The sequence below is a fragment of the Floridaenema flaviceps BLCC-F50 genome (assembly GCF_041929275.2).
Classification (GTDB): Bacteria; Cyanobacteriota; Cyanobacteriia; order Cyanobacteriales; family Aerosakkonemataceae; genus Floridanema; species Floridanema flaviceps.
Genome location: NZ_JBHFNR020000001.1, coordinates 3,003,605 through 3,015,754 on the forward strand (window position 1 = coordinate 3,003,605; position 12,150 = coordinate 3,015,754).

The window sequence follows — 12,150 nt, forward strand, 5'->3', positions numbered from 1 at the left end:
GGTAAATCATGAATAATCCATCAATTTTAATCGTTGACGATGAACCCGCTAATTTTGATGTAATTGAAGCTTTCTTAAGTAGTCATAAGTATGATTTACATTATGTTGCTAGTGGCAGAGAAGCGATCGCGCTGCTCGACACTTTTGGGCCTAGTTTAATTTTGCTAGATGTGATGATGCCGGGAATAGACGGCAGGGAAGTTTGTCGGCAAATCAAAGGTATACCAAAATGGCAAGCTGTTCCGATTATTATGGTGACGGCATTAAACTCAAAATCAGATTTGGCTGATTGTTTAGAGGCTGGAGCCGATGATTTTATTAGTAAACCTATCAATGCGATCGAACTACGTGCCCGCGTGCAGTCAATGCTCAGAATTAAGCAACAGTATGACAATATCGAAACCTTATCCAAGATCCAAAAAAATACGATCAATATTTTGCAAAATACCCTTAGTGAAGCCAGAAAGTTCCTTATTTATTTGGAGCTAGAATTATCTGCAAATCGCCAGCAGAGGCTCGAATCCGCTCGAACTCAATTCTCAACTGCTATTGTGGAAGCTACTTTAAGATCTCATGCTCAAAGCTTCAATCGTTATCAAGACCTCGTATTTGCACTTACAGAAGCGGAGATTGCCATTTCCAAGCAATACCTATCAATCATTCTCCATGAATTAGTTGATAATGCCTTGAAATTTTCACCACCAGGGACAAAGATTAAACTTAATAGTCAAGTCGAGGGAGAGAAGTTTAATTTATTTGTCCAAGACTTAGGCTCCGGCATGACAGAAGAGCAAATTGCTCAAATTAATACTTTTACACAGTTGGAACACAGCAAATCCGAACTACAGCGCATCAATATGGGCTTAAAAATTGTTAAGAAAATTGTCGAATTAGCTGGAGGTGAATTCTCAATTACCAGTGTTTATCAACAGGGAACAACGGTAAATATTAAGTTGCCGATCGCTCACAGTACAAGCAATCAGGAGTAAGAACTCGAAAGCTGTCGATCGGGCGATACTCGCGACAGGAAAACTTTGTGAACACTTCTTAAAGATTTGATGAGTCTGTACTCAGTTTTTGTTAGTGATTATACAAAGCTATTCAGTAATTTTTATATTGCTTAGAGAGAAAGAATAAAATTGATAAACTAACTACAACAAAGCCAATTCGTTTTCTGGTATCCTTTCTATGAGCGAAAAACCCACATACAAGATTTTAATTGTGGACGATAATTGTGAAGACAGAACAATTATTGGTCGCTATCTATACCAGGACGACCGCTACAACTATCAGATTCTAGAAGCCGAATTGGTAAGCGAAGCATTAGAAATTTGCGATTCGCTTTACAATCCAATGACGCGCAATCGCACCCCGCTGGATCTGATTCTATTGGATTACTTTTTACCCGATGATGATGGGTTGGTATTTCTTCAGGAATGGCAAAGACGTTACGGTAACACTCTAGCCCCAGTGGTGTTGTTAACCGGACAGGGTAACGACAAAATAGCTGTCGAAGTGATGAAGAATGGCGCACAGGATTATTGCGTTAAAGGAGAGTTAAGCGCTGCCGGACTGCGCCAGACAGTTCATACAGTATTGCAAAAGTTAGAATTAAAACGGCAAATAGCTTGTCAACAAGAACAGCAGACTTTAATCAACAGTATTGCACTGCGAATTCGCCAATCCCTGCGCCCAGAGGAGGTATTGCAAACTACTGTGGTTGAGGTGCGCCAGTTCCTCCATACCGATCGCGTTTTAATCTACAAATTTGCGCCCGATATGAGTGGCACGATCGTAGCAGAAGCAGTATTGCCTGACTACATCCCTTGCTTGGATCGCCAGATTGACGATCCCTGTTTTAAAGAAAGCTATGTGGAAAAATACCGTCAAGGTAGAGTGTTTACAGCCTCAGATATTCAAACGGCTGGACTAACTGATTGCCATCGAAACTTGTTAGAAAGCTTTCAGACGAAGGCTAATTTAGTAGTGCCGATCTTATTAAAAAGCACTCAAAAAAACCAGAATGATTTATGGGGTTTATTGATTGCCCATCAATGCGATCGCCCCCGTCAATGGCAAAATTACGAAGTCGATCTGTTACAGCAGTTAGCGGTACAACTAGCGATTGCGATCCAGCAAGCCGAAATGTACGAACGAGTACAGGCAGAACTCTACGAACGAGTACAGGCAGAATTGCGGGAACGGCAGCGTGTTGCCACCGAATTTCGCGCCTTGGTGGAAAACGCCACTGATATTATTTATCGCATGGATCGCCAGATGCGCTACCTCTACTTCAATCCAGCCATTGAGCAGCTATTACAACAGCCAGCGAGTAGCTTAATCGGCAAAACTGCCCAAGATTTAGGAGTTTGTGCAGAGATTATTGCCTTATGGCGTAGCACCCTCGATCGGATGATCGCGACAAAAGTCCAAGAGACGCTCGAACATCCCTTTCCCAATCTTGATAGCCCGGTTTGGTTTCAGATCCGCATTGCCCCCGAATTAGATGAAACTGGCGAGGTAGATTCATTTTTGTGTATTGCCCGTGACATTAGCGATCGCAAACGGAACGAAAAAACCTTGCAATTTCAAGCTCAGATCCTCGAACAAATCCGTGATGCAGTTATTGTTACTGGAGTTGATGGCAAAATTTCCAGCTGGAATCAAGGAGCAGAAAAACTCTATGGTTATACTGCTGCCGAAGCGATCGGGCAGAATGTTTTTATGCTCTACCTTCCTGAAGATTTGCCCCTAGTTCGATCCCTGGTTTTTGAACCCTTGTTAGCCAAGGAAACCCACGAAGCTGAGTTGCGTAACCGCACCAAATCAGGAGAGATAATTTATATTAGTTTGCGTCTTTCCCTAATTCGGGACAAAGAGGGCGATATTATTAATCTGATTGGTTGCTCTAACGATATTAGCGATCGCAAAAAAATCGAGCAAGAGCTACAACAGCTAAACCAGGAACTAGAAGCCAGAGTAGAACAACGGACAGCTGAACTACAAGAAAGCCAACGTTTTATTCAAAGTATTACCGACAATACACCCAACATTATCTATATTTACGATCTTCTAGAGAAGCGCAACATTTACGCCAACAAAGAGGTATTGGCAATCCTGGGCTATACACCCGAACAGATCCAGATGATGGGAACTTCCTTTTTGACCGAACTCACACACCCCGATGATTTGGAAGAGTTTGTTGCCCATCTTTCCGGCTTAGAGAACCTCAATGATGGCGAGAAGCGAAGCTGCGAGTATCGGATGCGCGATACCAACGGACAATGGCACTGGTTTGTCAGCCGCCATGCCGTCTTCTTGCGTGGCAAAGACGGAAAGGTAAAGCAAATTGTGGGTACTGCCCAAGAGATTAGCGAACGCAAGCAAATGGAAGAGCAACTTCGCAAGAGCGAAACCCATTTGAAAGCGGCGCAACGGATTGCAGGTTTGGGCAGTTGGGAATTTGACCTGCAAAATCAAGAAATCATTTGGTCTAGCGAGATTTTTACCATTTTTGATCGAAATCCTGAAAATGGAACTCCTACCTTAGAGGAATTACAACAAATCATTCATCCTGAAGATTGCGATCTGCATAATCAAGTTATTCAGCAAGCGATCGAACAATGGCAATCTTACGAGATAGAGTTTCGCCTCTATCGCCCCGATGGAACATTGCGTTACTTACAAGCGCGGGGAGAACCGATCTTTAATTCAGAAGGTCAAGTGGTGCGACTCGTTGGCACTGCCATAGACATCACGGAACGCAAAAAAGCTGAAGAACAGTTGCGTAATCTCTCCGATCGATTAACCTTAGCTGTGAAATCAGGACGGTTTGGGATTTGGGAGTGGGATATCCTGCGAAATACCCTAATCTGGGATGATCGAATGTATGAACTCTATGGGCTACAGAAATCAGATTCCCCGGAACCCTATCAAACATGGGCAAAAGGATTGCATCCCGACGATCGAGAACCAACCGAAACAGCCCTGCAAAAAGCTGTCCGGGGCGAGAACGAATATGACCCAGAATTTCGTATCGTTCATCCCAATGGTTCTATCAGAGACATCAAAGCTTATGCTTTAGTCCAGCGCAACGAAAGAGGCGAACCACAGCAGATGGTGGGCGTTAACTTTGATATCACCAGTTCTAAGCAAGCGGAACAAGAACTACGACTGGTGAACGAACGGTTAACCCTTACCAATGCAGAACTCGATCGCGCCACCAGACTCAAAGATGAATTTCTGGCTAACATGAGTCACGAACTGCGAACACCGCTCAACGCTATTCTCGGTATGTCGGAAACATTACTGGATGGAGTATTTGGCAACCTGAACGATCGACAAAAACACGCGGTTAATAATATCGATCGCAGCGGTCATCATCTCCTGACACTAATTAACGACATTCTCGATTTGGCAAAAGTAGAATCTGGCAAATTAGAATTAGAACTTGCGCCAACTTCGATATCTTACCTGTGCGGAAATAGCTTAATTTTTGTCAGACAACAGGCAATAAAGAAAAACATTCAAATTATCACAGACATCCCATCAGAATTACCTGAAATTGCGATCGATGAACTTCGCATTCGCCAAGTTTTGATTAATTTGCTCAGTAATGCAGTTAAATTTACTCCCGATGGAGGTACTGTCAAATTAATGGTGGAGTCTGTACAAAAATCAAACCAAAATTGGTTACAATTTTCGGTCATCGATACTGGTATTGGAATGACCCAAGAAGATACGGGAAAATTATTCAAACCCTTCGTTCAAATTGACAGCCGCCTGAACCGTCAATATAGCGGAACTGGGCTAGGATTGGCTTTAGTGCGTCGTTTGGTAGAACTACACCAGGGAACCGTCGGAGTCAAAAGTGAGTTAGGGCAAGGAAGCTGTTTTACTGTTTGCTTACCCTACATTATGAGTGAGGCTACGACAGTTCAGGCATCTATATCTCAGGCTAAAAGCATTAATGATAAAGAATCTACTATAGTTTCTCCCGGTTCACAAACTGGAGCAAGTACATCAACTATACTGTTGGTTGAGGATAATGAGTTGAATATAGCCACCATTTCCAGTTATTTGGGTAGCAAAGGATATAGGCTATTGGTGGCAAAGAATGGGGAAGATGCGATTAAATTTGCTAAGTCTTTGTGTCCCGATTTGATTCTGATGGATATTCAATTACCAAAAGTAGATGGACTAGAAGCAATACGTCAAATTCGCGCTGAAGAACATTTAGCTAATACCCCCATTATTGCCTTGACAGCACTAGCCATGCCTGGAGATCAAGAAAGATGTTTGGTAGCTGGCGCTAATGCTTATATGTCTAAACCTGTAAAGTTAAAACAACTTGTAGAAAATATTCAATCTTTATTGACAAAGGCTTAATTTCAGCCAGCAGCAATGGGACTGGAACATTGATGGCTGCAAACCCTGAATCATACATAACGCAAGTTGCTAGTTATTAATTTTTTCTTGTTCCCCCCTTCTGCAAGGGGGGCTAGGGGAGATCTAACGCTGTGTTTCCAAGTTTAGATCCCCCCAACCCCCCTTGATAAGGGGGGCTAAGAAAAATCTACACTTGTAACTAGCAACTTGCGTTACATACTAAATCCGGGTGAAAAACCCCTTTTATTAATGAACCGCTCCCGACACAGAGGACGCTCCAGGAAAGAGGGAGAAGATAGAGTAACTAATAAGTAACTAATATCATGTCCGGTTGATTACCTATACTGTAGAGACGTTGTATGCAACGTCTCTACAGGGTTGGCGATCGCAAATACGATGGGTAATCGCTCGGACATCATATAACCCGATTTGGTATCAATTCTCAATTACCATTGCTTATCAAAAAACAAGGGTACATATCAGGCTGCCGATCGCTCACAATACGAACAATCAGGAATAATTGTCCAACTGCTAATTGGTACATCACATAAAAGTTAATTTGTCAATAGTGTTTATACTTGCAGAAAACTTTTTTGCAGTCTCAAACTTACTGATGTCAATTTTTTATTAAGACAGTTATTGTTTGAGAAGACTAATAAAGCAATTGAAAATTTAAGAAATGGAGATAAAAGATGTTCAGATCTCATGCGCGTATCTTGAACGGAAATTTGCTATCCCAACCACTTTCTCCGTTAGTTAGTCGTTCGGTAACGGTAGTCATACCAGCACTTAATGAAGAAGGCAACTTAGAGAAGTTGTTGTTGATGCTAGAGCAAACGTTTCAGGAACTTGGCTTTACTTTACCAGTCTTGATAATTGATGACGGTAGTACAGATAACACTCCGCAAATTTTGGCTAATCTGAGTCAAGAATATTCGTTTTTAACTGTCATTCGCCATTCCCAAAGACGGGGTGTGACTGGAGTTTGGAAAACTGCTTTAGCTCAAGTTCAAACAGATTGGATCTTATGGGGACAAGCAGATTTAGAATCCGATCCTCAAACCGATATTCCTGCACTTTTGGCAGCTTGCAAACCGGGATTAGATGCAGTAGCGGGATGGAGACAAAAGCGCGGCGACGGCAAAATTCTTGCTTCTACAATTGCTAATTCTATGTGCCGACTTGCTTTTGGTTTAAAAATACATGACATGAATTGGATTAAAATCGTGCGTCGCGATTTATTGTTGAATTTACCGATCGAAAGAATTACCCATCGCTACTTACTAGCAGTCTTAGCAGGGCTAGGTTATCACGTTGAAGAAGTGTCAACTCCTTGGCATACCCGACATTCTGGAAAAAGTAAATTTGGCAAGGGACGGCTAATTACTTCAGCAATTGATTTTGCCAAACTTTGGTGGTGGTTCCAAACCGAAGGTCGTTTTATAAAGTACTCGAAAAAGCCGTCTATAAACAGCAATACTTATTATGATATTGCGGCTTCAATTCGGTGAATCAAAAGTAGCTCTCTTGCTAAATTTGGTTATTTAATGCGTCTTTATTATGTGTTTCATCTACCATTTTTTCTTTCTTAACTCTTGACAAATAGTAACAGGAGTAGCATTTTGATAACTAGCAATCTTCAAGATAAACATATTCTAGTTGTAAGTTCTGTCTATCCGCTGACACCTGATGGAAATCACGGCGCTTTTGTCCGAGAAGCAATTTTACGCTTGAAACCAAGCGGGGCTAAATTTACAGTCTTTGCTCCCGCTTATGAAGGTTCTAAATCTTATGTTTTGGAAGACATCGAAGTTTATCGCTTTCGCTACTGTCCAAAACGTTTTGAAAATTTAGTGCGAGATGGTGCTCCTACTAAAATTCAAAGACAGCCACTCTATTTAATTGTTGCTGCTTTATATATTTTCTTAGGAACCATTCAACTGTTTTTACTGTGTTGGAAAAAACGACCCGATTTACTCCATATTCACTGGCCTTTTCCACATGGACTAATGGCTTTACCAGCAAGTAAATTACTCGGTATTCCAATGGTATTCAGTTTTCACGGAGCCGAACTTATACTGGCTAATAAATTCGGTTTTGTTGCTCATATCTTGCGCTGGTTATTATCCTTTTCTTCCGGCGTTACAGCCAATTCTTCCTTTACTTGTGGGTTAATTCGTAAGCTTTATGATGGAGCAGTTACCGTAATTCCTTATGGTCTCACTGTAGAGGCAAAACTTCCTAAAAAACGTTCCCCTGAAGAAGTGCCTCGCTTGCTGTTTGTTGGTAGGTTAGACGAACGCAAAGGTTTACGATATTTACTAGAAGCTTTACCTATAATTCTCAAAAGACAACCCGTGCATTTACGGATTGTAGGAAAAGGGATTTTAGAAACCGAAATTAAAGCACAATGCCAAAAGTTGAATTTGGATTCAGTTGTAGACTTCTTAGGTTTTGTAACTAAAGAAGAACTAGCAGACGAGTACGCATCTTGTGATGTTTTTGTCTTACCTGCGATCGTAGACAGTAAAGGTGATACGGAAGGTTTGGGCATCGTAATAATTGAAGCTTTAGCTCATAAAAAGCCTGTGGTTGCTAGCGCTGTTGGTGGCATTGTTGATGTGATTAATTCGGGTACTACAGGTTTGCTAGTTCCTGAAAAAAACCCTGTCGCTCTGGCAAATGCCATCCTGGAATTTCTCTCTAATTCAACTTTAAGTGAAGCAATGGTAGAACGAGGATTGAAGGATGTACAAACCCGTTTTAGTTGGTTTCGTATTGTACCACTGTGGCAACAAATTTTTGTGCAAGCTCTAGATAAAAATAACTCTAATTCTCTCCCTAATAGCCTAGAAAAAAATGAGTCAAATTAACACTTTTTTTTCCCGAACAATATCAACAACTATAGTTTCATTACCGTTGGTAGTGATGGGAGTGCTGGCAACTAAATTTCTTTTACCAGAACTCAAAAATCCTGAATCAAATTTTTATCAATCGAGCATGGGTTATCCTGCTGTGCAACGCAAGGCAGGTCAACCGATTAAAGTTCAGACAGTAGCAGTACAAACAAAGAGTTTAGCAGATAATTTAGCTGCTCCTGGTGAATCAGTGGCACTGCAAAAGGTTGATGTGCGATCGCAAATATCGGGTGCAGTGGAAAAGGTTTACGTTACAGAGGGGCAGTGGATACGAAAAGGTCAACCTTTGATTGAGTTACAAAAAGCTGTTTTTGAAGCCGAAGTCGATAAAGCTAAAAATGACCTGACAACGGCTGAACAAAACCTTCAAACTTTAGAAAGTTCCGCCCCTGCTAAATTATTAGAACTCAAACAAAATGTCAAACTAGCTCAGGCAAGATTAATAGCGGCTAAAACTAAACAACAACAAATTGATGGGTTAGCCGAAGAGGAATTAAAAAATAATGTAGCGGCGGCGATCGTCCGACTGAAAACGGCTGAACAGAAGTTAAAACAAATTAAGTTACTAGCACAACAGGGTGCAATTCCTAAATTTCAACTTTATGACATGGAAGATACTTATGCAACTCGTAAAAAAGAATTATTAATGGCTCAACAAGGTTCCCTAGAAACACAAAATAAACGGTTTATCAACCAAGATTTCTCTTTTACTCGTCAAAATGAACTGATTGCGGCTGAACAAGAGCTAGAACTAACTCAAAAAAGATTGCAAAAAGAGTTAGCTGATGCACGTTTAACCTTAGAAAACAAAAAAATAGAACTACAGGAGGCACAGAGAAATTTAAATAAAACGGTTATTTATGCCACTACTAATGGCTTAGTAAGTCAGGTTAATATCAATGCAGGAGAAATTGCAGATAGCCGTAGCAGCGAATCTCTAGTTACACTGACTCAAGAGGTTGTTTTTAAGGCTTATATTGACCAAGCACGGCTCAATGCTGTAAAAGTTGGCGACTCAGCAACCGTTCGTTTAATTGCTTACCCCGGACGTACTTTTTCAGGGAGGGTAGTTCAACTTAATCCTACTGTTCAAACCGATGCAGTTAGACCTAGTAAAGTTGGTATTGATCGCCAATTCACCTATTCAGTTTGGGTTGCGGTTGAAGACTTACAAATGCCTCCGGGTTTGCAAGGTTTCGTTCAATTTGAGCAGGGAAAAACTGCTTTAGTTATACCAGAAAGTGCCGTTACCCATTTATCAGGCAGCGAAGGAATGGTGATGGTAGCTTCTTCAGGAATCGCTATTGTCAAAAAAGTTAGGTTAGGTAACTTATTTGATAACCAACGGGAAGTGTTAGAAGGATTAGAATTAGGAGAACAGGTAATCCCCTCTGCTAGAGCATTGTATCCCGGCGATCGCATAGATATTGACACAGCACAATCAGAGGATTCAAAAAACAATATTAGCTCCAATGAATTATTTTTTATTCCAGGGAATTAAGCTATTATGCAAAGTTTTACTCTATTGCTGAAATGGCTTAATCGCGAGAAAATTACCCTTTTAATTAGTTTTCTCCTTTTACTCTTTGGTGCTGTTTATCCCTGGTATCGTTTACCGAAAGAAGCCTTGGAAACGTTTGGCAGTAATCTTTTTTTAGCTAATGTAATGCGCTTTTTACCTGCCTCGTTAGCTTTAATAAGCTTTACTTTCACTATCTTTTTCGGGATAAATCGTGTTCCTCGCTGGCTTTTTTGGGTGGGATTAATGACAGTTTTACTCTTTCCATATAGCATGGTTACTAGTTCTCCTACTGTCAACTTTTTGGCAAAATCTTACTACAATCAAGGAGAAAAAACAAGCTTGCACGTTGAGAGAAATTTTCCCGAAGTACAAGCGCAATGGAAGCAAAATATTTCCTTAGAAAAAGCGATCGCTGTCCCATCAACTTTTGACATTTCAATCCCAGATAGCCGCTTTTTTCAACTACCCTCTTGGGAGTCAGTTTTAGTAAGATGGTTTGGCTACAGCGATAGCTTTTTTCAATTCATCGGTAGAGGTTGGGGTTTTACAGTTATTGGTTTGACGGTTGGTTTATTTGGTTTTTATCTGGGATTGAAAAGCAACAAAATTGATATTTTGCTCGAAGACATGATTCAACTATTACCAGGGTTCGGATTAGTATTAGCTGCGATCGTTGTTTTTTCCATTTCAATTAATGTTGTCAATTATCGGTTAGATACGATGTTTGCTAAAGGCGAGTACGCTAAAGTATTAGCAACCAGTCAAACTTTAGCTTCCTGGTATCCCACATTGCAAGGAGATGAAACGTTTCTTCAACGGTGGGCAGAAGCCGGATTTTACAACAATCAACCTGACACTGCTTTGCTCGACTTTGTGAAAGGATTAGAACTTTATCGATCGAACGATTTCCCAACAGCAGCAGACTATTTTAAAAAGTCTTTATCTACCCAGAATCGCTTTTTAGTCAGGGGTTATCTTGCTAGCGCTATTCTTAACCAAGGGGTTAATTATTTCAACGAGCGAAGTAGCAAAAAACCTGGAACTGCGGCTGATTTGTTTGAAAAGGTTTTGCAGATTTTTCCCAGTAATGTTGAAGCACTTTATGACTTAATGTTGGCGCGAGTTGTGAGTGGAGAATGGCAACAATCAGCCGCAGTTGCTCAAAATTTGATTGATACTCAGCAATATTTTCAGCAACCGAAGCTGGGTTTAATAGCACAAGCTTATGTACATTCAACGTGGGAAAAATACCATGAGGACAATGTTGTAGAAGCATGGAAACGGTATCGGCAATCGATCGATCCTAAAACTTGGAAAAAAAAGGAAGCTGAACAATGAAAACAAACATTAACATGAGCAATTTCGTACAGGAGAAAGTTATGCAGTTTCAAAATCAATCAGTGAAAGATTCTCTGCGATTAAAATTTAGCGAACTTTCAGCTACGCACTTAAAATTTCCGAGACAAACTCTAGGTTACAACCTTTCTTTTATGCTTTGCAAGTCTTTAGACAAGTTACTCGGAGGAGATAATCAAAAAGTTACCAAGAATGTAGGCGAAATTAATTATCAACTTAATACTCGTGATTTAATCGACTTTCGGATGTTCTATTTTGGAGGAAATGAAGTCCATATAGTCAATTATTTAAAGAGTCAGATTGGAACCAAATCTGCTGTTATGTGGGATATTGGGGCGAATACTGGTTCGGTTTCTCTGCCGTTAATTCAATCCTGTTCTAATTTGATAGTTTACGCTTTTGAACCTTCACCAACGGTGTTTGAAAGGCTGAAAAAAAACCTATCACTCAATTCAGTTGATAGGCTAAAAATTAATCAGATGGCAATTAGCGATCGCTGCGGTTCTGTCGATTTTTTTGTCAGTTCTAGATCGGATAATAGTGGCATTGGTTCCCTAGCCAGTACCGCTAATAGTTCTAATAAGCCCATTCCGGTTACTTGTTTTACAGGTGACTATTTAATTGAACACCAAGTTGTACCCGCACCTTCCTTTATCAAAGTAGATGTTGAAGGGTTTGAGTATGAAGTATTCCAGGGTTTGATGTTATTTTTAGAACAACAAACTGACTTGCAAATTATTTTTGAACACGAGCCATATCGGTTACAAGAACGGGGAATGAATCCTAGAAAAATTATTGATTTATTAGAAAATTTAGGATTTGCGATTTATAGAATTTCTCCTGAAAAGTCTTTTTATGGGATTAATTCAGATTCCTTGGAACTTTTTTACTCTTCAATGTTGAAATCTAAGGGTGATTTTGTTGCAATACGCCAAAATACACCTAAATCATCTCTTTTTTAAAACC

The 12,150-nt window shown here is 40.4% G+C and carries 7 protein-coding genes; all 7 read left to right on the forward strand.

Annotation, left to right across the window (positions count from 1 at the left end; all coding sequences use genetic code 11):
* The first annotated feature begins 8 nt into the window (after positions 1–8).
* The 7 genes from ACE1CI_RS14440 (at position 9) to ACE1CI_RS14470 (ending at position 12,146) form a co-directional block, all read left to right on the forward strand.
* Positions 9–989: a hybrid sensor histidine kinase/response regulator gene (locus tag ACE1CI_RS14440; protein ID WP_413267026.1), complete on the forward strand. Its 981-nt coding sequence runs from the start codon at positions 9–11 to the stop codon at positions 987–989.
* Between the two features lie 199 nt (positions 990–1,188).
* A complete protein-coding gene (locus ACE1CI_RS14445; protein ID WP_413267027.1) occupies positions 1,189–5,388 on the forward strand; it encodes a PAS domain-containing protein in 4,200 nt (1,399 codons plus the stop codon).
* Between the two features lie 692 nt (positions 5,389–6,080).
* Positions 6,081–6,899 carry a glycosyltransferase family 2 protein gene (locus ACE1CI_RS14450; protein ID WP_413267029.1) on the forward strand — a complete coding sequence of 273 codons (819 nt, stop codon included), beginning with the start codon at positions 6,081–6,083 and terminating at the stop codon, positions 6,897–6,899.
* Between the two features lie 111 nt (positions 6,900–7,010).
* Positions 7,011–8,261: a glycosyltransferase family 4 protein gene (locus ACE1CI_RS14455; protein ID WP_413267030.1), complete on the forward strand. Its 1,251-nt coding sequence runs from the start codon at positions 7,011–7,013 to the stop codon at positions 8,259–8,261.
* On the forward strand, positions 8,248–9,807 hold the full coding sequence (locus ACE1CI_RS14460) for an efflux RND transporter periplasmic adaptor subunit (RefSeq protein WP_413267031.1): 1,560 nt from the start codon (positions 8,248–8,250) through the stop codon (positions 9,805–9,807). Before ACE1CI_RS14455 ends, ACE1CI_RS14460 begins: the two co-directional genes overlap by 14 nt.
* A gap of 6 nt (positions 9,808–9,813) precedes the next feature.
* On the forward strand, positions 9,814–11,166 hold the full coding sequence (locus ACE1CI_RS14465) for a tetratricopeptide repeat protein (protein WP_413267032.1): 1,353 nt from the start codon (positions 9,814–9,816) through the stop codon (positions 11,164–11,166).
* Positions 11,163–12,146 carry an FkbM family methyltransferase gene (locus ACE1CI_RS14470; RefSeq protein ID WP_413267033.1) on the forward strand — a complete coding sequence of 328 codons (984 nt, stop codon included), beginning with the start codon at positions 11,163–11,165 and terminating at the stop codon, positions 12,144–12,146. Before ACE1CI_RS14465 ends, ACE1CI_RS14470 begins: the two co-directional genes overlap by 4 nt.
* The last annotated feature ends 4 nt before the right edge of the window (positions 12,147–12,150 follow it).